This is a genomic window from Streptomyces sp. NPDC048111 (assembly GCF_043202815.1).
Lineage (GTDB): Bacteria > Actinomycetota > Actinomycetes > Streptomycetales > Streptomycetaceae > Streptomyces.
This window is the reverse complement of the sequence record NZ_JBIDBD010000008.1, coordinates 1-26984: the sequence shown is the minus strand read 5'-3', so window position 1 is coordinate 26984 and position 26984 is coordinate 1. Positions and strand designations below refer to the sequence as shown.

Sequence of the window (26984 nt, the reverse complement as noted above, 5' to 3'; positions counted from 1 at the left end):
TTTCCCTAGCCCAGAAGCGAGTGCAGCTCGACCTTCTCCAGGCCGTGGGCGTCGGCGACGGGGCCGTAAACGACCTGGCCGTCATGGGTGTTGAGGCCGAGCGCGAGGGCGGCGTCGCGGCGCAGCGCCTCGACCCAGCCGTTGTTCGCGAGCGACACGATGTAGGGCAGCGTGGCGTTGGTCAGCGCGTAGGTCGAGGTGTTCGGCACCGCGCCCGGCATGTTGGCCACGCAGTAGAAGACCGAGTTGTGGACCATGAAGGTCGGCTCGGCGTGGGTGGTGGGACGCGAGTCCTCGAAGCAGCCGCCCTGGTCGATCGCGATGTCGACAAGGACACTTCCGGGCTTCATCTTGGCGACGAGCTCGTTGGTGACCAGCTTCGGGGCCTTGGCACCGGGGATGAGCACCGCGCCGATGACGAGGTCGGCCTCGACGACGGCCTTCTCCAGCTCGTAGGCGTTGGAGACGATCGTCTGCACCTTGGTGCCGAAGATCTTGTCGGCCTCGCGGAGCTTGTTGATGTCCTTGTCGAGCAGGGTCACGTGGAAGCCCATGCCGACGGCGATCTGCGCCGCGTTCCAGCCGGAGACGCCGCCGCCGATGACGACGGCACGGCCGGCGTGGGTGCCGGGGACGCCGCCGGGGAGCACGCCGCGGCCGCCGGCCGAGCGCATCAGGTGGTAGGCGCCGACCTGCGGGGCGAGGCGGCCCGCGACCTCGGACATCGGGGCCAGCAGGGGCAGCTGCCGGTTCGCGGTCTCGACCGTCTCGTAGGCGATCGCGGTGGTGCCGGACTCCAGGAGGGCGTCCGTGCACTCGCGGGAGGCCGCCAGGTGCAGGTAGGTGAAGAGCGTCTGGTCCTTGCGGAGGCGGTGGTACTCCTCCGCGATCGGCTCCTTGACCTTCAGGAGCAGGTCGGCGGTGGCCCAGACCTCGTCGGCGCTGCCGAGGATCTCCGCACCCGCGGAGACGTACTCGGCGTCCGTGATCGAGGAGCCGACACCGGCGTTCTGCTCGACGAAGACCTGGTGGCCGTGGCGCACCAGCTCGTGCACACCGGCGGGGGTGATGGCCACCCGGAACTCGTTGTTCTTGACCTCGCGGGGGATGCCGACCTTCACGTCGATCACGGTCCTTGACTCAGGGGTAAACGGGGGCAATGTCATACATACCCGTACGCAAACAGGCGCACCGGGAGACACCGCAGGACGTTGCGGCTCACCCAGTCTAATGAAGGTCTTCGCGCTGTCTACCCTTACAAAGCTTTAATCTTTGGCCGAAGCGCTACGGATTTCGCAGGTCCCCGGCGCTCGCTGGCTCATCTTCCAGCAATCGGTCGGCCGTGGCCCGGTGCAGCCGGGCCGCCGCGGGATCCCCGAGCCGGTCCAGGGTGTCGGCGAGCCGGAGCTGGAGCGCGGCCTGGAGTCGCAGATCACCCGCCTTGCGGGCCTGCTCCACCGCCTCCCGGCAGGTGCGCAGCGACTCCTCGGGGCGGCCGGCGTACTCCTGCACCCGGGCCGCCTCGCTCAACGCCCTTGCCTGGCTGGGCAGATCACCGAGCCGTCGGTATCCGGCCACCGCGGCCCGCCAGCCGCGCAGCGCCTCGCCGTAGCGGCCCGCGTACGTGTGCACAGTGGCGAGCCGGCCGTACAGGCGGGCCTCGTCCGCGCGCTCGCCGCGCGCCAGCCGCTGGGACAGGGCGCGCCCGTACCAGTCGGCGGCCCGCTGCCAGTCCCCCAGCTCCTGGTGGGCGCCGCCTACGGATTCCATGGCGCGCCCGGTCGCGTACGGGTCGTTCGCCGCGCGGCCGGCGTCCAGGGCCGCCCGGTAGCGGGCCAGCGCCTCGGCCGTGCGCCCGGTCCCGGCGTCGAGGTCGCCGAGGTTCAGCAGGGCCGCGGCCCTCTCGCGGTGCAGCCCGCGGCGCTCGGCCACGTCGAGCACCAGCTGGTGCAGCCCGTACAGCTCGGGGGCCGCGGCCTCGGCGCCCCGGTGCGCGGCGAGCGCCCGCACCAGCGCGGCCACCAGGCGCCTGGCCAGGGTGTCGAGTTCCCCGTCCTGGACGGCGAGCCGGGCGGAGGCCAGCAGCGCGGGCTGCCGGCTGGTGAGCCAGGCGTCGGCGACGGGCGCGTTCGGAAAACGCAGGGCGCGCGGCAGACCGGCGAGCTTCTTGCGGGCGGGTGAGCCCTCCGGCTCGGTGACCGCCCGGCAGGACTGGAGCAGGCGCACCGTCCGCTCCAGCATGCGGGCGCGGGCCAGCTGCACCTCGCCGGGCCGGTCGGTGGCCTCGCACACCGCCCGCAGCAGCGGTACGAGCGCGCCGGGCACCCGGTACTGCTCGGGCGCGGCCGGGTCCTCGCGCAGCAGCCCGTACGCGGTGAAGTCGGCGAGCGCCGTACGGGCGCCCGAGATGGAGCAGCCGGCGAGGGCCGAGGCGGTGTGCGCGTCGGCGAGCCCGGCGGGGGCCAGCGCGAGCAGACGCAGTATCCGGGCGGCCGGCTGCGACAGGGATTCGTGGACGAGCCGGAAGGCCCGCGCCAACGGCCGTGCGGCGCTGGGGAGTTCGCTCTCCTCGTCGGACATCGCGCGCAGCCGCTTGGCCACGTCGGCGACGGTGGCCTTGGGCCGGGCGGCGAGCCAGCCGCCGACCAGGACGAGCGCGGCGGGCTGGCCCTGGCAGGCCTCCACGAGGTTCTCGGCGGCCCGCGGGTCGACGGTGACGCGCACCGATCCGGCGTAGCCCTCCAGGAGTTCGACGGCCGACTTCACGTCGAGGCCGCCCAGGGTGCAGGGCCGCACGTCCGGGATACCGGTCAGCGGCCCCGCGGCGGTCGCCACGATCAGGCACCGGGAGGTGTCGGGGAGCAGCGGGCCGACCTGTTCGGCGTCGGCCGCGTCGTCGAGCAGCACGATCGCCCGGCGCCGCGCCAGGGCGCCGCGGACCAGTTCGGCGAGTTCGTCCTCGCCCGCTCCGGGGGGCGCCGGTACGTCCAGCGCGTCGAGCAGGTCGCGGGCGACGCGGTCGGCGGGGACGCGGGCGCCGCCGGGTTCGGTGAGGGTGGTGTGCAGCAGTCCGTCGGGGTAGTCGCCGGCCACCCGGCGGGCCAGTTCGGCGGCGAGCGCGCTGCGTCCCGATCCCGGGCGGCCGGCGATGAGCAGGACCCGGGCGCGGGGCGACTTCTTTCCTGACAGGGTGTCAAGTCCGGCCCGCTCGATGTCGGCCCGGAGTTCCTTCAACTCCCGCTGCCTGCCCAGGAATTGGTCCGTGCGCTGCCCGGCGGCAGCGCCACCCACGTCCACCGCCTGATCCGTCACGGGCCACGCTCCGTCCGCCTGAGCACCTGGGGCCGCACGGGTCTCCGCACGGGCAGTCCGAGCGTAGTTCACCCTTCGTGACCGTTTGGGTGGAGCGCGGCGGGGCGCGGCGGAGATGTCCCCCGATCGGATCAGCAGATTTTCAGATCAAGCGGGACCGGATGTGCGGCTCGAAGGATCACATCCGACCGCATGTGACCGACGGAACACCGTTGACGGAACACCGATCACGGGACCCCCTCACCGGGACCCCACCCCCGGGCCGCCGTCACCGGCACATCACCACGACACCGCGCCGACGGCCCCGCCTAGTCCTCGAAGGGCCTGGCCGGCCAGGGCGCGCCCGCCGGGCGCAGCGACTCGACCCCGTCGCCGGCCAGGACGGCCGACAGCGCGAGCGCCCCGACCACCAGACAGGTGTTGTGCAGCTCCCCGGCGAGGGCGCCGCGCACCAGGTCGCCGAGCGGAACCCGCGCCAGCTCCATGTCGGCCTCCTCCTCGGCGGCCTCGTAGCGCTCGCCGTCGGCCTCGGACAGGTCCTGGGCCAGGAAGATCCGGACCGCCTCGTCGCTGCCGCCCGGGCTGGTGAACACATCGCTCAGGACGTGCCACCGCTCGGCCTTGACGTGGGCCTCCTCGTACAGCTCGCGCTGGGCGGCGTGCAGCGGGTTCTCGCCGGGGACGTCGAGGAGTCCGGCCGGGATCTCCCAGAGCTTGTGGCGCACCGGGTGGCGGTACTGGCGCAGCACCAGCACCCGCCCCTCGTCGTCCAGGGCGAGGATCGCCACCGAACCGGGGTGCACCTGGTAGTCGCGCTGGTGGACGGTGCCGTCGGGCATCACCACGTCGTCGGTGCGCACGCTCGTCTTGTGGCCGGTGAAGGGGGTGGCGGTCGCCACGATCTGCCAGTGTTCGGCGGTGTCCTCGATGGCCATGACGGCGTCCTCCCACAAGTGCGCGCAAAAAAACAGAAACCGGGGCACGGGCCCCTGAAGGACCCGTACCCCGGCAACGTTAACGCGCGCGCGACGGCGCGGTCCTACTTGGCGGGCTTGCCCGTCTTGCGCTCGACGGCCGCCTTGACGAGCCCGGCGAACAGCGGGTGGGGGCGGGTGGGACGCGAGCGCAGCTCCGGGTGGGCCTGCGTGGCGACGAGGTAGGGGTGCACCTCGCGCGGGTACTCGACGTACTCGACGAGCTTGTTGTCCGGCGAAGTGCCCGAGAAGCTCAGGCCGGCCTTCTTCTCCAGCTCCGCGCGGTAGGCGTTGTTCACCTCGTAGCGGTGGCGGTGGCGCTCCTCGACGTAGGGCTGGTCGTCGTAGACCTCGCGGACGACGGACCCCTCGGCGAGCTTCGCCGGATACAGGCCCAGGCGCATCGTGCCGCCCAGGTCGCCCGCGCCCTCGACGTACGCCAGCTGCTCCTCCATCGTCGAGATGACGGGGTGGGCGGTGGCCGCGTCGAACTCGGTGGAGTTGGCGTCCGGGATGCCGGCCAGGTTGCGCGCGGCCTCGATGACGATGCACTGCAGGCCCAGGCAGATGCCGAGCAGCGGCACCTTGTTCTCACGGGCGAACTGGATCGCGCCGATCTTGCCGTTCACCCCGCGGTCGCCGAAGCCGCCGGGGACCACGATCGCGTCCACGTCGCCCAGGGTCTTCTTCGCGCCGGCCGGCGTCTTGCAGTCGTCGGAGGTGACCCACTTGACCTTGACGCGCGCCTTGTTGGCGAAGCCGCCGGCCCGCATGGCCTCGGTGATCGAGAGGTAGGCGTCGGGCAGGTCGATGTACTTGCCGACCAGGGCGACGGTCACCTCGTGCAGCGGGTTGTGGACCCGGTCGAGCAGGTCGTCCCACTGCGTCCAGTCCACGTCGCGGAACGGCAGGTCCAGCTTGCGCACGACATAGGCGTCCAGGCCCTCGGTGTGCAGCACCTTGGGGATGTCGTAGATCGACTTGGCGTCGATCGCGGCGACCACCGCGGCCTCGTCGACGTCGCACATCAGCGAGATCTTGCGCTTGATGGACAGCGGCACCTCGCGGTCGGCGCGCAGCACGATCGCGTCGGGCTGGATGCCGATGTTGCGCAGCGCCGCCACCGAGTGCTGCGTCGGCTTGGTCTTCAGCTCGCCCGAGGGGCCGATGTAGGGCAGCAGCGAGATGTGCACCACGAACACGTTGTCGCGGCCGACCTCGTGACGGACCTGGCGCACGGTCTCCAGGAACGGCAGCGACTCGATGTCGCCGACCGTGCCGCCGACCTCCGTGATGACCACGTCGACGTCGTCGGTGGCCATCCGGCGGATGCGGTGCTTGATCTCGTTGGTGATGTGCGGGATGACCTGCACCGTGTCGCCCAGGTACTCGCCGCGCCGCTCCTTGGCGATGACCTGCGAGTAGACCTGGCCGGTCGTGACGTTGGCCGAGCCGTCGAGGTCCACGTCGAGGAAGCGCTCGTAGTGGCCGATGTCCAGGTCCGTCTCGGCGCCGTCGTTGGTGACGAACACCTCGCCGTGCTGGAACGGGTTCATCGTGCCGGGGTCGACGTTCAGGTACGGGTCGAGCTTCTGCATCGTGACCCGCAGCCCCCGCGCCTTGAGGAGCGCACCCAGGCTGGAGGCAGTCAGACCCTTGCCGAGGGAAGAGGCGACACCCCCGGTGACGAAGATGTGCTTGGTCGTCGAGGATGCCAAGGATCGAGTCTGCATGGCCAAGAGGGGGCTCCCGTGGTCGCTGTCTGTGGTGCGTACCGGTCACCCTGTGTGGATCGTGTGCGGGAATCCGCCGGATCCAGAGGGCTGCCGTCGCTGCGGTTCGGGGCTTTTTTCAGCACCCGGCCACGGGCTACCAGGGTATCAGCGCCAGCGGGAGACCGCGTCCGGCCACGCTCTGTATGCCGCTGGTCAGCCCTGAGTACGAGCCTCACTCGTTCGGCCCAGTACGGTTCCAGGAAGGCTCCAGCGGATCACTGGGGTGCGTCGTATCCTGCTCGGACACTCGCTTGCCGAGCCAGCTGGTAGCACGGCACCACCCAGCCCGTCATCCGGAACATACGCTCGTTGGCGAACCCTTGACCGCTGTCGCTGTAAGCGCCCCGAGGGGCGACGTGGCCGTTCGACTGGAGATTGCACGTGGCCGGGCGCATCGAGGATTACGCACTCATCGGAGACATGCAGACCGCCGCCCTGGTCTGCCGGGACGGTACGGCGGACTGGCTCTGCCTGCCCCGTTTCGACTCGCACGCCGTCTTCGCCGGACTGCTCGGCACCGAGGAACACGGTTTCTGGCGCATCGGCCCGGCCCACGGCGCCGACGAGGCGCCGCCGACCGCCGACCGCCGGCGCTACCGGGGCGACTCGCTCATCCTGGAATCGGAGTGGGACACCCGGCGCGGCACGGTCCGCGTGATCGACTTCATGCCGCCGCGCGACGGCGCCCCGCAGCTGATCCGCATCGTGGAGGGCGTCAGCGGCCGGGTCCCGATGCGCTCGATGCTGCGCATGCGCTTCAGCTACGGGCGGATCACGCCCTGGGTGCACAAGGTCGACACGCGCACGGTGGCCGTCGCGGGCCCCGACTCCGTGTGGCTGGACACCGAGGCCGAGACGTACGGCAAGGACCTCACCACGTACTCCGACTTCACCGTCTCGCCCGGCGAGCGCATCGCCTTCACCATCAGCTGGCAGCCCTCGCACCGCGAGCCGCCGGCGCTGCCGGAGCCCGAGGCGTCCCTGGAGGCGACCGAGGACTTCTGGCGCGAGTGGGTGGAGCACTGCACGTACCACGGCCCCTACCGCGAGGCCGTGGTCCGCTCCCTGATCACCCTCAAGGCGCTCACCTACGCCCCGACCGGCGGGATCGTGGCCGCGCCCACCACCTCGCTGCCCGAGCACATCGGCGGCGAACGCAACTGGGACTACCGCTACACCTGGCTGCGGGACGCCGCGATCACCCTGTCCTCGCTGCTGCGCACCGGCTACCGCGAGGAGGCCCGCGCCTGGCGCGAGTGGCTGCTCAGGTCGGTGGCGGGCGACCCCGAGAACCTCCAGATCATGTACGGCATCGCGGGCGAGCGCGAGCTCGGCGAGACCGAACTGGACTGGCTGCCCGGCTACGAGAACTCGACGCCGGTACGGGCCGGCAACGGCGCCGCCCACCAGCTCCAGCTCGACGTGTACGGCGAGGTCACCGAGGCCCTGCACCTGGCGCACATGACGGGTCTGGCCCGCAACGACTACGCCTCGCTGCTCCAGCTCAAGCTGATCCGCTACCTGGAGAGCCACTGGGACCAGCCGGACGAGGGCATCTGGGAGGTGCGCGGCCCGCGCCGCCACTTCGTGCACTCCAAGGTGATGGCCTGGGTGGCCGTCGACCGCACCATCAAGCTCATCGAGTCCGGCGACGCGGACGGCCCGCTCGACAAGTGGCGCCAGTTGCGCGACGACATCCACCGGGACGTGTGCGAGAAGGGCTACGACAAGGAGCGCAACACCTTCACCCAGTCCTACGGCTCCCAGGAACTGGACGCGTCCCTGCTGCTCATCCCGCAGATGGGCTTCCTGCCGCCGGACGACAAGCGCGTGATCGGCACGATCGAGGCGATCCAGCGCGAGCTGTCCACCCCGGACGGGTTCATCCTGCGCTACCCGACCACGGGCGGCGGCTCGGACAACCTGGACGGCCTGGCGGGCGAGGAAGGCGCGTTCCTGGCCTGCTCGTTCTGGATGGCGGACGACCTCGCGATGATCGGCCGGGTCGACGAGGCCCGCAAGCTCTTCGAGAAGCTGCTCGCCCTGCGCAACGACCTCGGCCTGCTCGCCGAGGAGTGGGACCCGCACCTCCAGCGCCAGGTCGGCAACTTCCCGCAGGCCTTCAGCCACGTCCCGCTCATCGACACCGCCCTGCGGCTCACCGCGTCCGGCGCCTACGGCGGCTGACGGGCGCGCCCCCGGGGCCAGTTGGGCCGGGCCCGCGCCCCGGGCGCCCGGCGGCGACGCGCCCGGGCGCCCGCCCGGCCCGCGTGACGTGCGCCACAAGGGGCGAGCGGCGGCGCGACAGCGCGGGTAGCGTCCGCCGCATGCGGTGTCGTCCCCGGGAACCGGGCTCCGGGTCCCGCAGGACGAGAGGTGGGCGCAGTGGACACGCAGGGCGGGATCACCGTGCAGCGGGCCCTGGAACTGCCGGGGCTGCGCGGCGGTCTCCCGGAGGTCGTCGCGGGCGCCGAGCGGCTCCAGCGCACGGTGCGCTGGGTGCACGCGGGCGAGGTGCCCAACATCGCGTCCCTGCTCAAGGGCGGCGAGCTGCTCCTGACCACCGGCCTCGGCCTCGGCACCCGCCCCGCCGAACAGCGCGCGTTCGTGCGGCGGCTCGCGGAGCGGGGCATCGCGGCCCTCGTCGTCGAACTCGGCCCCCGCTTCGCCCGGCTTCCGGCCACCCTCGTGGAGACCGCGCGGGCCGCCAGCCTCCCCCTGGTCCAGCTGCACCGCGAGGTGCCGTTCGTCACGGTGACCGAGGAGATCCACACCGAGATCGTCAACGGCCACTACGCCCTGCTGCAACGCGCCGAGGAGGTCCACCGGCGGTGCACCGGGGCACTGCTCGGCGGTGGCGGCATCCCCCAAGTCCTGGGCATCCTGGCCGACTTCACCGCCAACCCCGTCTTCCTGGAGACCCCTGACGGACAGCTCCTGTACGCCGCGGCCTGCGAGGCGGGCGAGGCCGCCGCGGACCCGCTCCAGGTGTGGGAGGGGCTGCGCGGCCAGCGCGAGGCCCGCGCCTCGGGTCCGCCGGCCGGGGCGGTCCTGGTGGACGTCCCTGGCGGGGGGCCCGGCACCGGTTCGGTCAGGGCCCGCATCGCGCTGCTCGCGGTCGGCCCGCCCCTGCTGCCGGTGCACCGGATGGCGGCCGAGCGGGCCGCGGGCATCCTCGCGGTCGTCCTCATGCAGGCCCGCCAGGAGGAGGAGCTGGCCGCGCGCGGCCGCGGCGACTTCCTGACCGACCTCGCCGAGGGCCGCATCACCCCCGACGACGCCCCGGCCCAGGCCAAGGTCCTCGGCTTCAAGCCCGGCGACGGCCCGCTCCTGCCGGTCGTGATGCGCCTGGCCTCCGAACTGTCCCCGACGGGCAACTGGGCGGTCCTGGCACGGGCCGTCCTGGAGGAGCTGTCGTCGGTGGGCGTCCCGGTGCTGCTCGGCGTACGGCCCGTCGAGGGCCGGGTGCCGCTGCTGCTGTGCCTGCGCTCGGAGTCCGAGCGCACCGCGGTCGCCGACCGGGTCGCGGCGGCCCTGCGGGCGGGGGTGGAGCGGGCCGGGCTGATGGGCGCGCGGGCCGGGACGCAGCCGGTCGTCGTGGTGGGGGTGGCCGGCGGCTGGGCGGCGGCCGGCGCCGGGCTGCGGCACGCGGCGGAGACCGCGGCCGCGGCGCAGGGGCTGCCCGAACGGCCCTGGTACGACGCCCGCCGCCTGGACATCGACCTGCTGCTCTGGCGGCTGCGCGAACACCCCGACCTCGCGGCGTTCGTGGAGCGGGCGATCGGTCCGCTCCAGGCACACGACCGCGCCTCGCGCCCGGCCCTGCTCCCGACCCTGGAGACCTATCTCGCCCACGCGGGCCGCAAGGCCGAGACCGCTCGCGAGCTCCACCTCAACCGGCAGACCCTCTACAACCGGCTGGCCCGCATCGCGGACCTCCTCGGCACCGACCTGGACGACCCGCAGACGGTCCTCGCCCTCTCGCTCGCGCTGCGGGCCCGCCGGCACGCGGCCGGCCAGTAACGCGCGGCGGCGACGGTCGGCCCTACGGCCCGGTCAACTCGTCGTACACGGCCAGGACTTGCGCGACCGTCTCGTCCTCCGTCGGCCAGCTCGCGGCCTGTACGGGTCCGGCTTCGGCCAGGGCGCGCCGCGCCCGCGGATCCCCGAGCAGGGCGGTGACCGCGTCCGCGAGCGCCTCCGCGTCCCCGTACGGCACCAGCACGGCCGCGTCCCCCACCAGTTCGGGCACCCCGCCGACGGCCGTCGCGACCAGCGGCACCCCCAGGCGCAGCGCCTCCTGCGCGAGCAGCGAGCGGGCCTCCCAGCGGCTGGGCAGCACCGCGACGTCCGCGACGGCGAGCAGTTCGGTGATGTCCTCGCGCCGCCCGATCAGCCGGACCGCCAGCTGCTCGCCGACGATCCTGCGCTGCAGGTCGGCCCGCCCCGGGCCCTCCCCCGCGATCACGAGCAGCGGCGCCGGGTCCAGGTCGCGCCAGACGCGGGCGGCGTCCAGGAGCAGCTCATAGCCGCGGTGGGCGACCAGGCTCCCCACCGCCATCACCAACGGCCTTTCCACGGCGCCCAGTTCGGCCCGCGCCTTGTCGTCGGCGGTCCCGGCGGCCAGACGCGGCGCGGGCACGGCGACCGGCGCCAGGCGCGCGTCGCGCGCGCCGCGGCGACGGGCCCGGTCGACGAGGTCGGACGAGGTGGCGAGCACCACGGACGCGGCCCGCGAGACCCGCCGTTCCAGCAGCCGCAGCACCTGGCCCCGGGCGCCCTCGGCGTGCGAGCGGGTGTGCCAGGTGACGACCAGCGGCACGCCGTGGCGCCCGCGCAGCGCGAGGGCCGCGCGCACGGCCGCGTGCAGCCCGTGCGCGTGCACCACGTCGGCCTCGGCGCAGACCCCGCGCAGCACCCCGATCGCGGCGGCGTCCCCGCGGCGCGGCACCGCCAGGAAACGCGCCCCGGCCGCGCGGAAGTCGTACTCCCGCTCCAGTTCGGCGGGGGCGCACACGGTGACGCGCACGCCCCGCGCGACCAGACCGGCCGCGAGCGACCTGACATGCGCGCTGCTGCCCGCACTGCCGCCGCCCAGCACTTGGACCGTACGCAGCTGTGACACGTGAACAGGCTCCCGGAGCGGCGGAGTCGGCGAATGGGGGTCGGTGGTACCCGGCCAGAATGCCAGCCCGCACGACCGTTCCGTCACCGCCCGCGCTTTCCCCCGCCCCGCGCCGCCCGAACCCAGCACCCCGACACCACCCGCACGAGTGAACCCCGCACGTGCCGCGGAACCCCGACGACGACACCCCCAGCCCCCAGGGGCGCGAGGAACTGCCCCCCGCCCCGACAGCCCGCACACCCAGGGGGGCGCAACACCCCACCCCGCTAAGGGGCGCGAGGAACTACGCGCCCAGCCACCCACAACCCGCACGCGCAGAGACGCGAGGCCCCCCTCAGGGGCGCGAGGAACTGCGCGACCAGCCCACCACAACCCGCACCCTCAGGAGACGCAAGCCCCCCAGGGGCGCGAGGAACTGCGCGACCAGCCCACCACAACCCGCACCCACAGGGGACGCAAGCCCCCCAGGGGCGCGAGGAACTGCGCGATGAGCCCACCACAACCCGCACACAACCCCCCACAGCAACCACCCCCAGGGGCGCGGGGAACTGCGCAACAGCCCACGACCCGCACCCGACGACCCCACCGGCACACAGCCGAACCGCCCGCACGCAACGGACCGAAAAAGCCGGGCCGAAGGGGCCGAAGGGGCGAAAAGCGCCGGGCCGGGGCCGGGCCGGGCCGGAAGGGGCTACCCGTCCGCGCGGGCCGTCGCGAGGAGCTCCTCGGCATGGGCCCGCGCCGTCTCGGAGTCCTCCTGCCCCGCCAGCATCCGAGACAGCTCCCGCACCCGCTCCTCACCCTCGAGAACAGTGACCCCGGACCGGGTGACCGTACCGTCGTGGGTCTTCTCGACCAGCAGCTGGCGATCGGCGAACGCCGCGACCTGCGGCAGATGCGTGACCACCACGACCTGCGCGGACTTGGCGAGCTTGGCGAGCCGCCGGCCGATCTCGACCGCCGCCTTCCCGCCGACCCCCGCGTCGACCTCGTCGAAGAGGTACGTCGGCACCGGATCCGTGCCCGCGAAGACGACCTCCACCGCCAGCATCACCCGCGACAGCTCACCGCCGGACGCACCCTTGGCGATGGGCCGGGGCGGCGCACCGGGATGCGGGGCGAGCAGCAGCTCGACCTCGTCGGCGCCGGTCGGCCCGTACGCCACGGTGCGCCCGCCGACCTCGACGCCGTCCGGGTCCTCGCTCTGGCCGACCGCGAACGACACCCGGGCGTGCGGCATCGCGAGCGAGGCGAGTTCGGCGGTGACGGCCTCGGCGAAGCGGGCCGCGGCCTCGGTGCGGGCGTCGGTCAACTCCTGTGCCAGGACCGAGAGTTCATCGCGCAGCCCGTCCCGCTCGGCGGTGAGCTCCTCGATCCGGTCGTCGTCCCCGTCGAGTTCGGTCAGGCGCGCCGCGCTCTCCTGCGCCCAGGCGAGCACGGCCGCGATGTCCTCGCCGTACTTGCGGGTCAGCGCGGTCAGCGCGGCCCGGCGCTCCTCCACGACGGCGAGCCGCAGCGGGTCGGCGTCCAGGTCGTCGGCGTATCCGGCCAGTTCCCCGGCCACGTCCCCGAGCAGGATCGCGACCTCGCCGATGCGTTCGGCGAGCGCCGCGAGCGCCGGGTCGTGCGACCGTACGGATTCGAGCGCCCGGTGCGCCCCGGCGACCAGGGTCGTGGCATCCACGCTCTCCGGGTCCTCGGGGTTGCCGGCCAGCCCCGCGTGCGCGAGGGCCGCGGCGGAGGCGAGCGCCTCGGCGTGGCCGAGCCGTTCCGCCTCGGCGGCGAGTTCGGCGTCCTCGCCGGGCAGCGGCTCGACGGCGGCGATCTCGTCCAGGCCGAACCGCAGCAGATCCGCCTCCTGGGCACGCTCGCGCGCCCGCGTGGTCAGCTCCTCCAGTTCGACGGCGACGGCCCGCAGCCGCCGGTAGGCGCCCGCGTACTTGGCGAGCGGGCCCGCCACGGCGTCTCCGGCGTACCGGTCGAGTGCCTCGCGCTGCCGGGCCGGACGCAGCAGGCCCTGCTGGTCGGTCTGGCCGTGCACCGCGACGAGTTCGTCGGCGAGTTCGGACAGCACGCCGACCGGCACCGAACGCCCGCCGAGGAACGCCCGGGAGCGGCCCTCCGCGGAAACGGTCCGGCTCACGAGCAGCGCCCCGTCGTCGAGCTCGGCCCCGGCCTCCTCGGCGCGCAGCACCGCCGAGGTGCCGGGCCGCAGCGCGATCCGCCCCTCGACGACCGCCGCCTTGGCGCCGATCCGCACGAGCGCGGGGTCGGCCCGTCCGCCGAGCAGCAGCCCCAGGCTGGTGACGACCATGGTCTTGCCCGCGCCGGTCTCGCCGGTCACCGCGGTGAAACCGGGTGACAGCTCGACGACAGCATCGTCGATGACCCCGAGCGACCGTATCCGCATCTCCTCCAACACGGACACGACCTTACGAGGTCCGGGGCCCTGTGTGCGACGCCCCCCGGCCCGTCACCCTCTCGTGCACCACTCGTGCACGTTCTCGTCCCCCGTCCGCGCCCCGCGTTCACACGCTCTCCCGCACCCCTCGTGCACGCACTCCCCCGCGCGCCCGTGGAGCCCGAACCCCGGACACGGGGGAAAACCACAGCATGATCATGGGGCCGGCCGGATGGTCCCGGCACCTCCGTGCCCGCCAGGCTTGGCACATGAGTACAGGACTGGCCCACTCCGCCCTGCGCGGCCACCGCCCGGCGTTCGCCGGGACGTTCGTGGCGGCGCTGTTCGCGGCCACCGTGGTGAGCGCGTCGATGACCCTGCTGGTCAGCACCTCGGCCAAGGGCCTGTCCGCGCCCGCGCGCGCCGCGCTCGCCGCGAACGGCGTCGGGGACACGGGAGTCGTGATGCTGATCGGCTCCATCTACTTGTCGATCTTCGTGATCGCCTCGACCATGGGGACCGCGGTGACCCAGCAGCACCGCGAACTCGCGCTGGTACGGGCCATCGGCGCCCGGCCCCGGCAGGTGCGGCGGGCCGTGGTGGTCCAGGCGGTGGCCGCCGCGGTGCCGGCCGCGCTCGCCGGGTCCCTGCTCGGCGGCGGCCTGGTGAGCCGGGTCTGGCTGGCGGGGCTGCGCGCGCACGGACTCGTCCCGGCCGAGGTGACGTACCGCTTCAGCTGGCTCGCGCTGCCCGTGTGCCTGGCCGTCGCCGTGGTCACCTCGGCCCTCGCCGCGCTCCTGGCCTCGCTGCGCTTCTCGCTGCTGCGCCCGGCCCGGGCCCTCGACGAGGCCTCCGCGGGCCGGCGCGGGCTCGGCCGGGTGCGGGCCCCGCTCGGCGTGCTGGCGGTGGCGGGCGGCGTCGGCCTGTCCGTGGCGCTCGCCCACCAGTCGTCCGACGACGCGGCGCAGGCCTCGTTCCTCGTGCTGCTGCTCTTCTGCGCCGGCACGGGGCTGCTCGGCCCGAGGATCGTGGGCCCGGCCGCGTGGCTGGTCTCGGCGCCGGCCCGCCGGTTCGGCGGCAGCGCACGCCTGGCGATGCTCAACGTCCGCTCGCAGCCGCGCCGTTTCGCGGCCGCGGTGGTGCCGCTCGTCCTGGTCACGGGCTTCGGACTCACCAAGATCGCGATGCACACGACGGCGGCGTACCGCACGGGGTCGCCCGGCAGCACGGGCGAGGTCTGGCTGGACTACTTCGGGACCGGTCTGTACGCCGGCTTCGCCGCGATCGCCGCGGCCAACACCCTGGCGATGATCTCCTTCGAGCGGCGCCGCGACATAGCGCTGCTCCGCGTGGTCGGCACCCTGCCGGGCCAGGTCCGCTCGATGGCGGCGTGGGAGGCGGGCATCGTGGCGGCCACGGCCCTGGTGCTCGGGGCGGCGGTCGCCCTGGCGACCCTGGCACCGATGCTGGCGTCCGCGTTCGGCTCGTGGATCCCCTACCTGCCCTGGCCCGCCGCGCTCGCCGTAGCCGGCGCCACCCTGGCCCTGACCCTGCTGGCCACGGGCATACCGGTGCGGTCCGCGCTGCGCCGGCGGGCGATCAGGACACTGGCCGCGTCCTGAATCGGACCACCGCGTACGGACCGGCGGTCAGGTCGGCCAAGTGGGGCTCGGCCGGGTGACGGTCGGCAGGGTCATGCTCGGCCAGGTCAGTGCGGCGCGCCGCGCCACCCCGCCACCGGCAGGGCGAACTTCGCCACCAGCCGGTCGGTGAACGAGGCGTGGTGCAGCCGCGCGAGCCGTACCGGAACGGCGCCGCGCCGCACCTCCACCCGCGCGCCCGACGGCAGTTCGACGGTGCGGCGGCCGTCGCACCACAGCACCCCGTTCGGCGTGTGCGGCTGGACCTCCACCGCGAGCACCGACGTGGGCGAGGTGACCAGGGGCTTGGCGAACAGGGCGTGCGCGCTGATCGGCACCATGAGCAGCGCCTCAACCTCGGGCCACACCACCGGCCCGCCGGCCGAGAAGGCGTACGCGGTCGACCCGGTCGGCGTCGCGCACACGATGCCGTCACAGCCGAACCCGGTGACGGGCCGGCCGTCGATCTCCAGGACGACCTCCAGCATCCGCTCGGGCGAGACCTTCTGCACGGCGGCCTCGTTCAGTGCCCAGTCCCGGTGCACGACATCACCGTTGTTGTGCACCAGGACGTCGAGCGTCATCCGCTCCTCGACCTCGTAGGCCCGCGTCACGACCCGGTCGACGACCTTGTCGAGGTCGTCGCGCTCGGCCTCCGCGAGGAAGCCGACACGCCCCAGGTTGACGCCGAGCATGGGCACGCCCGACGCCCGGGCCAGCTCCGCGCCGCGCAGCAGCGTGCCGTCGCCGCCGAGGACGATGAGCAGCTCACAGGCGTCCAGGCACTCGGGCGTGGCGTCCTCGACGATCTCCGCGTCGGCGGGCAGCGGCAGGTCGTCCGCCTCCGCCCTCAGCACCCGTACGCCGAGACCGCTGCGCAGCAGGCCCCGTACGACCAGCTCCGCGCTGCGGATGGCCGCGGGCCGCCCGGTGTGCGCGAGCAGGAAGACGGTCCGCGCCGCGGCGCCGTCCTCGGGCCTGCTGCCCGGGTCGTCCCCCAGGCCGTTCCTTGACGAACTCAACGAGGTCCCTCCGCCACTGCGCGCTCCACGTCCGCGGGATCCAGCGCGGGCGCCCCGGCCCGCAGCCACAGAAAGTACTCGACGTTGCCGGAGGGCCCGGGCAGCGGGCTCGCGGTGACCCCGGCCACGCCGAGGCCGAGCCCGGCGGCCTGGGCCGCCACCGTCCGCACCGTCTCGGCCCGCAGCTCCGGGCTGCGCACGACGCCGCCGCTGCCGAGCCGATCCTTGCCGATCTCGAACTGCGGCTTGACCATCAGCACCAGGTCGGCGTCGGGCGCCGAACAGCGCACGAGGGCGGGCAGTACGAGACCGAGCGCGATGAAGGAGAGGTCCCCCACCACGAGGTCGGCGGGCCGGCCGTCGATGTCTTCGAGGGTCAACTCCCGCACATTGGTACGGTCCTTGACGGTGACCCGCTCGTCGCTCTGCAGGGACCAGGCGAGCTGCCCGTAGCCGACGTCGACGGCGACGACGTGGCCGGCCCCCGCGCGCAGCAGCACATCGGTGAAGCCGCCGGTGGAGGCCCCCGCGTCGAGCGCCCGGCGCCCCTCGACCTTCAGCCCCTGCGGGACGAAGGCCTCGAACGCCCCGGCCAGCTTGTGCCCGCCGCGCGAGACGTAGTCCGGATCGCTGTCGTCCTCGACGACGACGATGGCGGCAGCGGTCTCGACCTGGGTCGCGGATTTGGTGGCGACGGTCTTGCCGACGCTCACCCGCCCCGCGGCGATCAGCTGGGCGGCGTGCTCCCGCGACCGGGCGAGTTTCCGGCGCACCAGCTCGGCGTCGAGGCGGCGGCGTGCCACTCCTGCCACGTTCGGTTCAGCTCCTGTAGTCGTAGTTCGTGATCGGCGCGCGCGATCGGACATCGTGATCGGCGTTCTTGATCGGAATCCGGCGGGCGGGCTTCAGGGCCGCCGGTCGCCCACCTGGTCGGCCAACGCCCGGACCGGCCCGGAGGTTCCCGGCCGGGGGGTGTCCAGCGCGGTCAGTGAGTCGCGCAGCCCCCGGTGTACATCCTCGTACACCTCCAGGTGCTCGTCCGTACCGAGGTGGTCCAGATCACCGAGCCGATCGACCAGCCCGTCGACCCGGGCGTCCCCGGTGGGCGTCCGGGCGACCCCGAGCGCGGCGATCCCCTCGTCGGACGGCGCAGCGGCGGGGGGCGCCGTGACGGAGGGCGCCGTGACGGAGGGCGGGCCCTGCGGGCCGGGCGTCGAGTCACTCATGCCAAGACGCTACCGCGAAGCCCTGAGGTACGGTCGGTCCCGATGGCGACCATGGAGGAGTGCCGCCGCGCACTCGACAGACTTTCGGACAATCTGGCCCGCGCGGACGGCGACGCCCGCGCGGCGGCGGCCCTCGACCGCTCGCTGAGCTGCCACATCACGGACCTGGACACGACGTTCTCGGGCCGCCTGAAGGACGGACGCATCGAGGTACGCGACACCGCGGCGGGGCCGCCGGCGCAGAAGGCGCAGATCCGGTTGGCGATGACGAGTGATGATCTGGTGGCCCTGGTGGGGGGCGCGCTGAATTTCGCGCGGGCGTGGGGCGCGGGAAGGGTACGCCTGGAGGCCGGCCTCCGAGACCTCCTACGCCTACGCACCCTGCTCTGACCCCCCACAGGGCCATCCCGGGCCCGCGCCCGTGGGGGTGCTGGGGGCGCTGGGGGTGCCCGGGGTTTCGCGCAGTTCCCCGCGCCCCTGGCGGTATTGGGAGTACCCGGAGTTCGCGCAGTTCCCCGCGCCCCCAACCCCTCGGTCGCCTGCGGGCCGCGGTCGCTACTCGCGCAGTTCCCCGCGCCCCTTAGCGGTACGGTGCGGGCCAGCACCGGCATCCTCAGCCCGTCCGGCGTTTGAGGACGAGCGCCGTTCAGGCGCGATAGGGGGTGCAGGGGGCGCAGCCCCCGCCGGGGTCCGAGGGGCGGAGCCCCTCAGCGGGTCTGGGGCGCAGCCCCAGGGGCCGGGCCTATCCGACCCCCGTCACGGGCGGGCGGGTGGGCAAGCCCCCCGGGGGTGCAGGGGCGAAGCCCCGCCGGGGTCCGAGGGGCGGAGCCCCTCAGCGGGTCTGGGGCGCAGCCCCAGGGCTCAGCTGACGCAACCCCGCTGCACGGGCGGGCGGGTGGGCAAGCCCCCCCCGGCCGGGGCCGAAACCCCAAGCCCCCCGGGGGTCACCCCGCGCACACCCCCCGCCGCGGAGCCCCCGGCACCACCAACGGCGTCCCCGTCTCAGGATCCGGAATCACCTGACACCGCACCCCGAACACCCGCTCCACCAGCTCCGCAGTCACCACGGAACCCGGCGCCCCCTGGGCCACCACCTCCCCCTCCCGCATGGCGATGAGATGAGAGGCGTACCGAGCCGCCTGGTTGAGGTCGTGCAGCACGGCGACCAGCGTGCGCCCCTGCTCCTCGTGGAGCTGCGCGCACAGGTCGAGGACCTCGATCTGGTGCTGGATGTCCAGGAACGTCGTGGGCTCGTCGAGCAGCAGCAGCGGCGTCTGCTGAGCCAGCGCCATGGCGATCCAGACGCGCTGGCGCTGCCCGCCGGACAGCTCGTCCACGTACCGCTCCCCGAGCCCGCCGACCCCCGTCGCCTCCATGGACTCCTGGACGATCCGCTCGTCCTCGGGCGACCACTGCCGCAGCAGCCCCTGGTGCGGGTAGCGCCCGCGCGCGACGAGGTCCCCCACGGTGATGCCGTCCGGCGCGATGGAGGACTGGGGCAGCAGCCCGAGCGTCCTGGCGACCTTCTTCGCGGGCAGTGAGTGGATGCTCTGTCCGTCGAGCAGCACCCGCCCCTGGTTCGGCTTGAGCATCCGGGACAGGGCCCGCAACAGCGTGGACTTGCCGCAGGCGTTGGGCCCGACGATCACCGTGAAGGAGTGGTCGGGGATCTCCACCGACAGATCCTCGGCGATCACCCGCTGGTCGTAGCCGAGGGTGACCGATTCGGCGCTGAGGCGCTGCATGCTCGTACTCCTGCCAGAAGAACCGTAAGCCGTAAGGGAGTTGGGGTGAGGCGGCGAATCGAAACGGCGCCCCGACGAGCAGCCGGCCCGGAACTCCCCACCGCCGGCACCCCCCGCGCCACCAGCACTGCGGGCACCACGCACACCACCAGCACTGCCGACACCACGCACGTCACCAGCACCACCAGCAGCACCAGCAGCACCAGCACCAGCACCAGCACCAGCACCAGCACCAGCACCAGCACCAAGCCTGCCCACTCGCCCCCTCATATCCGCCCGGCCCGCCGCTCAGTGACGAGCAGCCACAGCAGATAGACCCCGCCGACCATCCCCGTCAGCACCCCCACCGGCAGCGTCGTCCCGCCGAACAGCCGCTGCGCGGCCCAGTCGGCGACGACCAGGAGCGCCGCGCCCATGCACGCGGAGGCGAGGATGTTCGGACCGGTGGCCCGGGTCAGGCGGCGGGCCAGCTGGGGCGCGGTCAGCGCGACGAAGGAGATGGGCCCGGCCGCCGCGGTCGCCGAGGCGTTGAGCAGCACCGCGCAGAGCATCAGGACGGTACGGGTGCGCTGCACGGGCACGCCGAGCGCGAACGCCGCGTCGTCGCCCATCTCCAGCATCCGCAGCCCCCGCCCGTACACGAGCACGACCGGAAGCAGCACCACGAACAGCACGAGCAGCGGCCACACCTGGGCCCAGTCGCGCCCGTCGAGGGAACCGGTGAGCCAGACCATGGCGCGAGCCGCGTCCACCAGCGTCGACTTGGTGAGCAGGTAGTGGATCCCGGCGGTGAGCATGGCGGCGGCGCCGATGCCGACGAGCACCAGACGGTAGCCGTGCACGCCCTTCTTCCACGCGAGGAGGTAGACGGCCACGCCGGTGACGAGCCCGCCGGCCAGCGCGCCGAGGGAGACGGCGACGGCGCCGCCCTGGAAGAGCACGATGACGGTCAGCGCCCCCACCGACGAGCCCTGCCCGAAGCCGATGACGTCCGGACTGCCCAGCGGATTGCGGGAGATCGACTGGAACAGCGCCCCCGAGATGCCGAGCGAGGCCCCCACCAGGAGTGCCACGAGTACGCGCGGCAACCGCAGCTCGTTGATGACGAAGTCCTGCGCGGGCGTGCCCGAACCGAGCAGGCTGCTGACGACGTCGCCCGGCGCGATGGTGAAGTCACCGGTGCCGATCAGGACGACCGCGGCCGCGAGCGCCAGCACCGCGAGGGCGCCCACCACGATCATCGCGCGCGGCTCGGCCCGGAAGGAGAGGCCTCCGGGGGTACGTATCGCCTTCACAGCTGGGCCATCCTCCTGCGCCGTACGAGATGGATGAAGACGGGCCCGCCGATGAGCGCCGTCACGATGCCGACCTGGAGTTCGGCGGGCCGCGTGACGACCCGGCCGACCACGTCGGAGCCGAGCAGCAGGACGGGCGAGAGCACGGCCGCGTACGGCAGGATCCACCGCAGGTCGGGTCCGGTGATGGCCCGGACGATGTGCGGGACCATGAGCCCGATGAACACGATCGGCCCGCACGCGGCGGTCGCGGCCCCGCACAGCAGGGTGATCACGACCATCGAGGCGACGCGGGTCCGGGTCAGATGGGCGCCCAGCGCGCGAGCGGTGTCGTCGCCCATGGCCATCGCGTTGAGCGGGCGCGCCAGCAGCAGGGCCACGACGACGCCCACGACGATGAACGGCGTGACCTTGCGGACGGTCGCCATGTCGGCCGAGGCCAGCGACCCGACCTGCCAGAACCTCAGCTGGTTGAGGGCGGCCGAGTCGGTGAGCTGGACGGCGTTGATGTAGCCGTACAGCGCGGCGCCGGCCGCCGTGCCGGCGAGGGCGAGCCGCACGGGCGTCGCGGCCCGGCTGCCGCCGAGCAGATACACCGCCGCCGAGACCACACCCGCACCGAGGAACGCGAACCACACATATCCGGTGAACGAGTTGACCCCGAGGAAACTGATGGCGGAGACCACGGCCGCCGCCGCCCCCGCGTTGACCCCGAGGACGCCGGGCTCGGCGAGCGGGTTGCGGGTGAGCGCCTGCATCACCGCACCGGCCAGTCCGAGCGCCGCCCCGACGAGCAGCCCGAGCAGCGTTCTCGGCACCCGTACGTCATGGACGAGGACGTCGTTGGCGGTGCCGGACCCGTGGAAAAGGCCGTGCCAGACGTCGCCGAGCGGCATCGGTTTCGCGCCGACCGCGATGCTGGCGACGGCGACGAGCGCGAGCACGCCCACGGACCCGGCCAGGCCCGCGGCGCGCAGCGTACGGCGCTTCGCGGAGGCGGCCGGGAGCGCGGACGTGGTGCCGCCGCGCTGCTGAGGAGGACTGTCTACCAACACGGAAGTTAGGTTAGCCTACCCTGCACTTTACCTGGCATGCCCCCGGCAACGCACCACACCGCAAGGCCGGGCCCCGAGGCCCTTCCCCGTACGCTCGCGACCCCTGGCACGCCGGAAATCAGCCCGCGCCGGCCTACCGGCCGGCTGCCACCCGATCCCCCGGCCGGCTCCGGCCGAGCCCCCGGCCGCCTACAGCCCGAGGCGCTCCAGCACCTTGGACGCGTCCAGCTCGCAGACACCGTCACCGGCATGGCTCCAGGCCGCCGCGCACAGCGCCCGCAGCCCGTCCATCGCCTCCCCGTCGCCGTCCAGCGCAAACCCGCCGTCGGCCACGGACGCGGTCCACCCCCCGCACCCGAACCGGCCGTCCTTCTCGCCGACTTCGGGCTGCCCGGCCAGCAGACCGCGCAGATCCGCGTCCACGAACGTCGGCCGGTGCTCGGGACGCGCGGCCAGGAGCTGGGCGCCGTCGGTGACACCGGTCAGCACCAGCAGCGAGTCGACGCCGCCGTTGAAGGCGCCCTCGATGTCCGTGTCCAGACGGTCCCCGACCACGAGCGGCTTCTCGGCGCCCGTGCGCAGCACGGTCTCGCGGTGCATCGGGGGCAGCGGCTTGCCCGCCACCTGCGGCTCGGCCCCCGTCGCGATCCGCACCACCTCCACCGCGGCGCCATTGCCGGGCGCGATGCCCCGCCCGCTCGGAATCGTCAGATCGGTGTTGGACGCGAACCACGGCACCCCGCGCGCCACCGCGTAGGACGCCTCGGCAAACCGCGACCAGGTGATGTCCGGACCCCCATAACCCTGCACGACCGCGGCCGGATCGTCGTCCGCCGACTCCACCGGCACCAGCCCCCGCTCCTCCAGCGCGACCCGGAGCCCCTCGCCCCCGATGAGCAACACCCTTGACCCTTCGGGCAGTTGATCGGACACGAGCCGCGCGACGGCCTGCGCCGAGGTGATCACATCGGACGCCTCGGCCGGCACCCCGAGCTCGCTCAGATGCGCGGCCACCGCGTCCGGCGTCCGCAGCGCGTTGTTGGTCACATACGCGAGGTGCATCCCGCCGTCCCGCGCCCGGTCCAGCGCGTCCACGGCGTGGTCGATCGCCTCGCCGCCCGCGTAGACGACCCCGTCCAGATCCAGCAGGGCGGTGTCGTACGCCTCGTTCAGCGCCCGTTCGCTGCCGCTCGGCATGATCCGGCCGGTCTGGCTCATCTTCATCCACTCCTCGATCGACGCTCTCCCCCCGATCATCGCGCATGCCCGTCCCCCACATACGATGCCCAGATGAGCACAACTGGGCGTGCGGACCTCGGGCTGCGCCTGATCCCGTTCCGCGGACTGCGCTATGTTCCCGAGCGGGTGGGCAGCCTGGCGGCGGTGACCTCACCGCCGTACGACGTCGTCGTACGCCCCGACGGGCTGCTGCACCTGGAATCGGCGGACCCGTACAACATCGTCCGGCTGATCCTCCCGCAGGCCGCCTCCCCGGCCGCCCGCAACCAGCAGGCCGCCCTGACCCTGGACGACTGGCTCGACGAGGGCGTCCTCGCCCCCGACCCGCAGCCCGCCCTCTACGTGTACGAGCAGGAGGGCGACGGCATCCTGCAACGCGGCATCATCGGCGCCCTCGCGCTCTCCGAACCGGCCGAGGGCATCGTCCTGCCGCACGAGGACGTGATGCCGCACGTCGTCGAGGACCGCGCGGCCCTGATGCGCACCACCGCCGCCCACCTCGAACCCCTCCTGCTGACCTACCGCGGCGACGGCACCACGCACGGCGCGACCGCCGTCATCGACCGCGCGATCGAGCGCGAGCCACTGCTGCGCACCACCACGGAGGACGGTTTCCGCCACCGGCTGTGGGCGCTCACGGATCCGGCCGACCTCGCCGAGGTCCGGACCGACCTCGCCCACCACCAGGCGGTGATCGCCGACGGCCACCACCGCTGGGCGACCTATCTGCGCCTGCGCGACGAACAAAGCTCCCCCGGCCCCTGGGACTTCGGACTCGTCCTCCTCGTGGACACCGTCCGCTACCCGCTGCGCGTCCGCGCCATCCACCGCCTGCTGCACCGCCTGCCGGTGTCCGGGGCCCTCGCGGCGGTCACCGAGGCGGGCGCCTTCCGCGTCCGCACCCTCGACGTGCCCCTGGCGCACGCCATGGACGTCCTCGCAGAGGCGGCCCAGCAGGGCAACGCCTTCCTGCTCGCCGGCGACGGCCGCTTCCACCTCCTCGACCGCCCGGACGAGGCGCTGCTCGCCCGCACCATCCGCGCCGACCGCCCGCCGGCCTGGCGTTCGCTGGACGCGACGGTCCTCCACTCGACGCTGCTGGACGAGATCTGGCGCATCCCCGACACCCCCGACGAGATCGCGTACATCCATGACACGGCCGCCGCCGTCGAACAGGCGGAACGCCACGGCAAGACGGCGGTCCTGATGCACCCGGTACGCGAGGAGGTCGTCCGGGAGCTGGCCCGCCAGGGCGTGACGATGCCGCGCAAGTCGACGTCGTTCGGCCCGAAGCCGGCCACGGGCCTGGTCCTGCGCAGCCTGACGGTCAACTGAACAGGGCCGACTGAATACGGCCGACTGCACGACGAAGAGGCGGTACCCGGTTCGGGTACCGCCTCTTCGTCGTGCAGTCGGCCTGCGCTGTCCCTCAAGCGCCCGCCGACACCCGGCAGTTGACGGCTGACGGTTGACGACTGACATCCGACGACATCACACCGCCGACCGTCAGAACCCGCCAACCGTCATCCGACGCCGGGCGCCAGGACCATCAGGCGCTCTTGTCACCCTTGGCGACGTCCTTGGCGGCGTCGGCGTCCTCGGCGTCCTTCTCGACCGGCGCGGTCGCGGCGGCCTCACCCGGCGAGGGCTCCACGAGGTCGGCGTCGACGATCTCGGCGGTGGCGGCGACATCGGCGTCGTCACCCTCGAAGTCGTCCTCCTCCTCGCCCTCGTCGTCGAACTCGGGCGCGTCCTCGATCTCGGGGCCGTCCTGGACCTCGGAACGGGGCGCGTCCACGCCGTCGTTCGCCTCGACATCGTCCTCGACCATGGCGTCGACGAAGTCGACACCGTCGAGCTCGGCGAGCCGGTCGGAGGCGTCGGTCGAGCCGTCCTTGTCGGCCTCGAGCGCCTTGGCGAACCACTCACGGGCCTCGTCCTCACGCGTCGCCGCGAGCAGCGCGTCGGCGTAGGCGTAGCGCAGGCGGGCGGTCCACGGCTGGACGGAGTTGGACGCGAGCTCGGGGCTCTGCAGGGTCACGATGGCGGCGTCCAGCTGCCCCATGTCCCGGCGGGCGCCGGCCGCGACCAGACGCATCTCGACCTGGCCGGCCTTGTCCAGCTTCTGCACCTCGGGCTCACCGGCCATGGCCAGCGCCCGCTCGGGACGGCCGAGCCCGCGCTCGCAGTCCGCCATGACGGGCCACAGCTCAACGGTCCCGGTCATCCGGCGCGCGGCACGGAACTCCGCGAGCGCCTCCGAGTACTTCTGCGTGGCGTACGCGGCGAAGCCGGCGGCCTCGCGCACGGCGGCCACACGGGAGGCGAGGCGCAGCGCGATGCGGGAGTAGGCGTAGGCCTGCTCGGGCTCCTCGTCGATGAGCCGCGCCACCATCACCAGGTTGCTCGCCACGTCCTCGGCGAGCCCCTTGGGCAGGCTCATCAGCTCCTGGCGCACATCGGCGTCGATCTCGTCGCCGGTGATGTCCTCGTCGATCGGCAGCCGCTTGACGGGCTCGCGGTCGCGGTCCCGGTCACGGTCGTCACGGCGGCCATAGCCACCGCGCTCGTCGCGACCCCGGTCGTCCCGACGGTCGTCGCGCCCGCGATAGCCACCACGGTCGCCACGGTCACCGCGGTCGTCCCGGCGGAACCCACCACGGTCGTCATCGCGGCGAGGAGCCGGACGGTCATCACGACGCCCGTACGAAGACGAGCCACCGCGCTCGTCATCGCGGCGAGGAGCGGGACGGTCGTCGCGCCGCCCGGCATAGCCACCGCCACCACCACGGCTGTCGTCCCGACGGAACCCACCACGGTCGTCATCACGACGCGGAGCCGGACGGTCATCACGACGCCCGTACGAAGACGACCCACCACGGTTGTCATCACGACGCCCGCCGAAGCCACCACCACGGCTGTCATCGCGACGGAACCCACCACGATCGTCATCACGACGCGGAGCCGGACGATCGTCACGACGACCGTACGAAGACGAGCCACCGCGGTCGTCGTCGCGGCGAGGAGCCGGACGGTCATCACGACGCCCGTACGAGGACGAGCCGCCACGGTTGTCATCCCGGCGCCCGGCGAAGCCACCGCCACCACGGTTGTCGTCGCGACGGAACCCACCACGGTCGTCATCACGACGCGGAGCCGGACGGTCATCACGACGCCCGTACGAAGACGACCCACCGCGATTGTCATCACGACGCCCGGCGAAGCCACCGCCGCCACCACCACGGCTGTCGTCCCGACGGAACCCACCACGGTCGTCATCACGACGCGGAGCCGGACGGTCATCACGACGCCCGTACGAAGACGACCCACCACGGTTGTCGTCACGGCGGCCGGCGAAGCCACCGCCGCCACCACCACGGTTGTCATCGCGGCGGAACCCGCCACGGTCATCATCACGACGCGGAGCCGGACGGTCATCACGACGCCCGGCGTACCCGCCACCGCCACCGCGGTTGTCGTCACGGCGGCCGGCGTAGCCACCGCCGCCACCACGGTTGTCGTCCCGGCGGAACCCGCCACGGTCATCATCACGACGCGGAGCCGGACGGTCATCACGACGCCCGTACGAAGACGACCCGCCACGGTTGTCATCACGACGCCCGGCGAAGCCACCGCCACCGCGGTTGTCATCGCGACGGAACCCGCCACGGTCATCATCACGACGCGGAGCCGGACGGTCATCGCGACGGCCACCGTACGAAGACGAGCCACCGCCGGCGGGACGGCCGCCGCGGTCGTCACGGCGGGCGTAGCCACCGCCGGAGGAGCCACCACGACTGTCGTCACGACGCCCGGCGTAGCCACCCCGGTCGTTGTCACGACGCGGACCGCGGTCGTCTCGACCACCGCGGTAGCCGCCCCGGTCGCCACCGTCCTGACGGCGCGGCTCGCGCTCCGGACGGTCGTCGGGAGAGTTGGGGGACATCGTGACTCCTAGTCTTCGGGTACTGCAGTCATTCTCGCGCAGTCGGCTGCCCGACGCGCTTCGGCAAAACAGAGCGGAAAAACAAAAAGGACCCTTGGTCCCAGCGTGAACGCTGGGACCAAGGGTCCTGAAATATTGTTCGGCGGCGTCCTACTCTCCCACAGGGTCCCCCCTGCAGTACCATCGGCGCTGAAAGGCTTAGCTTCCGGGTTCGGAATGTAACCGGGCG

General features: G+C 73.2%; 20 protein-coding genes, 1 rRNA gene and 1 pseudogene. 5 read left to right on the top strand and 17 right to left on the bottom strand.

Features of this window, described 5'->3' with window-relative positions:
- Positions 1-5 precede the first annotated feature (5 nt).
- From ald to ACGF3I_RS16100, 4 genes are all read right to left on the bottom strand, one after another.
- Positions 6-1121, bottom strand: coding sequence for an alanine dehydrogenase (gene ald / locus ACGF3I_RS16115; protein ID WP_393132762.1), 1116 nt, complete (start codon positions 1119-1121; stop codon positions 6-8).
- A 163-nt stretch (positions 1122-1284) separates the two neighbouring features.
- The gene (locus tag ACGF3I_RS16110) at positions 1285-3312 is read right to left on the bottom strand and encodes a tetratricopeptide repeat protein (protein WP_393132333.1); all 2028 of its coding nucleotides are present in this window, start codon (positions 3310-3312) and stop codon (positions 1285-1287) included.
- 308 nt (positions 3313-3620) lie between these two features.
- A complete protein-coding gene (locus ACGF3I_RS16105; RefSeq protein ID WP_393132331.1) occupies positions 3621-4247 on the bottom strand; it encodes an NUDIX domain-containing protein in 627 nt (208 codons plus the stop codon).
- Between the two features lie 104 nt (positions 4248-4351).
- Entirely contained in the window at positions 4352-6019 is a 1668-nt protein-coding gene (locus ACGF3I_RS16100; protein ID WP_393132329.1) for a CTP synthase, read from the bottom strand.
- Between the two features lie 423 nt (positions 6020-6442).
- Between ACGF3I_RS16100 and ACGF3I_RS16095 the strand changes: the two genes are divergently transcribed.
- Both ACGF3I_RS16095 and ACGF3I_RS16090 read left to right on the top strand, forming a co-directional pair.
- A complete protein-coding gene (locus ACGF3I_RS16095) occupies positions 6443-8248 on the top strand; it encodes a glycoside hydrolase family 15 protein (protein ID WP_393132327.1) in 1806 nt (601 codons plus the stop codon).
- Between the two features lie 198 nt (positions 8249-8446).
- Positions 8447-10084, top strand: coding sequence for a PucR family transcriptional regulator (locus tag ACGF3I_RS16090; protein ID WP_393132325.1), 1638 nt, complete (start codon positions 8447-8449; stop codon positions 10082-10084).
- A gap of 22 nt (positions 10085-10106) precedes the next feature.
- Here ACGF3I_RS16090 and ACGF3I_RS16085 read toward each other — a convergent pair whose 3' ends face one another.
- Positions 10107-11186 (bottom strand): glycosyltransferase family 4 protein, encoded by a 1080-nt coding sequence (locus ACGF3I_RS16085; protein WP_393132323.1) that lies wholly within the window; start codon positions 11184-11186, stop codon positions 10107-10109.
- A gap of 691 nt (positions 11187-11877) precedes the next feature.
- Positions 11878-13596, bottom strand: coding sequence for a DNA repair protein RecN (gene recN, locus ACGF3I_RS16080; RefSeq protein WP_393132760.1), 1719 nt, complete (start codon positions 13594-13596; stop codon positions 11878-11880).
- Between the two features lie 260 nt (positions 13597-13856).
- Between recN and ACGF3I_RS16075 the strand changes: the two genes are divergently transcribed.
- Complete coding sequence (locus tag ACGF3I_RS16075; RefSeq protein WP_393132321.1) at positions 13857-15209, top strand: FtsX-like permease family protein; 1353 nt, start codon at positions 13857-13859, stop codon at positions 15207-15209.
- A gap of 86 nt (positions 15210-15295) precedes the next feature.
- On the opposite strand, the gene ACGF3I_RS16070 is transcribed toward ACGF3I_RS16075, so the two are convergent.
- The 3 genes from ACGF3I_RS16070 to ACGF3I_RS16060 all read right to left on the bottom strand — a co-directional run bounded on the left by ACGF3I_RS16070 (position 15296) and on the right by ACGF3I_RS16060 (position 17475).
- Positions 15296-16228 carry an NAD kinase gene (locus ACGF3I_RS16070; protein ID WP_393132758.1) on the bottom strand — a complete coding sequence of 311 codons (933 nt, stop codon included), beginning with the start codon at positions 16226-16228 and terminating at the stop codon, positions 15296-15298.
- Positions 16229-16245: 17 nt separating this feature from the next.
- A complete protein-coding gene (locus ACGF3I_RS16065; RefSeq protein WP_393132319.1) occupies positions 16246-17061 on the bottom strand; it encodes a TlyA family RNA methyltransferase in 816 nt (271 codons plus the stop codon).
- 93 nt (positions 17062-17154) lie between these two features.
- Complete coding sequence (locus tag ACGF3I_RS16060) at positions 17155-17475, bottom strand: hypothetical protein (RefSeq protein WP_393132317.1); 321 nt, start codon at positions 17473-17475, stop codon at positions 17155-17157.
- Between the two features lie 42 nt (positions 17476-17517).
- On the opposite strand from ACGF3I_RS16060, the gene ACGF3I_RS16055 reads away from it, so the two are divergent.
- Positions 17518-17865 (top strand): SCP2 sterol-binding domain-containing protein, encoded by a 348-nt coding sequence (locus ACGF3I_RS16055; RefSeq protein WP_393132315.1) that lies wholly within the window; start codon positions 17518-17520, stop codon positions 17863-17865.
- A gap of 554 nt (positions 17866-18419) precedes the next feature.
- On the opposite strand, the gene ACGF3I_RS16050 is transcribed toward ACGF3I_RS16055, so the two are convergent.
- From ACGF3I_RS16050 to ACGF3I_RS16030, 5 genes are all read right to left on the bottom strand, one after another.
- The gene (locus tag ACGF3I_RS16050) at positions 18420-19220 is read right to left on the bottom strand and encodes an ABC transporter ATP-binding protein (RefSeq protein ID WP_393132313.1); all 801 of its coding nucleotides are present in this window, start codon (positions 19218-19220) and stop codon (positions 18420-18422) included.
- Entirely contained in the window at positions 19169-19468 is a 300-nt protein-coding gene (locus tag ACGF3I_RS16045; RefSeq protein WP_393132311.1) for a hypothetical protein, read from the bottom strand. Before ACGF3I_RS16045 ends, ACGF3I_RS16050 begins: the two co-directional genes overlap by 52 nt.
- A gap of 18 nt (positions 19469-19486) precedes the next feature.
- A complete protein-coding gene (locus ACGF3I_RS16040; RefSeq protein ID WP_393132756.1) occupies positions 19487-20461 on the bottom strand; it encodes a FecCD family ABC transporter permease in 975 nt (324 codons plus the stop codon).
- 50 nt (positions 20462-20511) lie between these two features.
- Positions 20512-21570 (bottom strand): iron chelate uptake ABC transporter family permease subunit, encoded by a 1059-nt coding sequence (locus tag ACGF3I_RS16035; protein WP_393132309.1) that lies wholly within the window; start codon positions 21568-21570, stop codon positions 20512-20514.
- A gap of 189 nt (positions 21571-21759) precedes the next feature.
- Positions 21760-22788, bottom strand: coding sequence for an HAD-IIA family hydrolase (locus tag ACGF3I_RS16030; protein WP_393132307.1), 1029 nt, complete (start codon positions 22786-22788; stop codon positions 21760-21762).
- Positions 22789-22860: 72 nt separating this feature from the next.
- Here ACGF3I_RS16030 and ACGF3I_RS16025 point away from each other — a divergent pair, with 72 nt between their 5' ends.
- A complete protein-coding gene (locus ACGF3I_RS16025) occupies positions 22861-24144 on the top strand; it encodes a DUF1015 domain-containing protein (RefSeq protein WP_393132305.1) in 1284 nt (427 codons plus the stop codon).
- 214 nt (positions 24145-24358) lie between these two features.
- Here ACGF3I_RS16025 and ACGF3I_RS16020 read toward each other — a convergent pair whose 3' ends face one another.
- The 3 genes and pseudogenes from ACGF3I_RS16020 to rrf all read right to left on the bottom strand — a co-directional run.
- A complete protein-coding gene (locus ACGF3I_RS16020) occupies positions 24359-25267 on the bottom strand; it encodes a hypothetical protein (RefSeq protein WP_393132754.1) in 909 nt (302 codons plus the stop codon).
- A gap of 210 nt (positions 25268-25477) precedes the next feature.
- Positions 25478-26755 (bottom strand): annotated as a pseudogene (locus ACGF3I_RS16015) (hypothetical protein); the annotation flags it as partial.
- A 137-nt stretch (positions 26756-26892) separates the two neighbouring features.
- Positions 26893-26984 (bottom strand): 5S ribosomal RNA (rrf, locus tag ACGF3I_RS16010); the annotation flags it as partial.

Coding starts and splice junctions, on each gene's coding strand:
- ACGF3I_RS16105 (WP_393132331.1), bottom strand. CDS start 4,247: ATGGCCATCGAGGACACCGCCGAACACTGGCAGATCGTGGCGACCGCC.
- ACGF3I_RS16100 (WP_393132329.1), bottom strand. CDS start 6,019: ATGCAGACTCGATCCTTGGCATCCTCGACGACCAAGCACATCTTCGTC.
- recN (WP_393132760.1), bottom strand. CDS start 13,596: ATGCGGATACGGTCGCTCGGGGTCATCGACGATGCTGTCGTCGAGCTG.
- ACGF3I_RS16075 (WP_393132321.1), top strand. CDS start 13,857: ATGAGTACAGGACTGGCCCACTCCGCCCTGCGCGGCCACCGCCCGGCG.
- ACGF3I_RS16060 (WP_393132317.1), bottom strand. CDS start 17,475: ATGAGTGACTCGACGCCCGGCCCGCAGGGCCCGCCCTCCGTCACGGCG.
- ACGF3I_RS16055 (WP_393132315.1), top strand. CDS start 17,518: ATGGCGACCATGGAGGAGTGCCGCCGCGCACTCGACAGACTTTCGGAC.
- ACGF3I_RS16050 (WP_393132313.1), bottom strand. CDS start 19,220: ATGCAGCGCCTCAGCGCCGAATCGGTCACCCTCGGCTACGACCAGCGG.
- ACGF3I_RS16040 (WP_393132756.1), bottom strand. CDS start 20,461: ATGATCGTGGTGGGCGCCCTCGCGGTGCTGGCGCTCGCGGCCGCGGTC.
- ACGF3I_RS16030 (WP_393132307.1), bottom strand. CDS start 22,788: ATGAGCCAGACCGGCCGGATCATGCCGAGCGGCAGCGAACGGGCGCTG.
- ACGF3I_RS16025 (WP_393132305.1), top strand. CDS start 22,861: ATGAGCACAACTGGGCGTGCGGACCTCGGGCTGCGCCTGATCCCGTTC.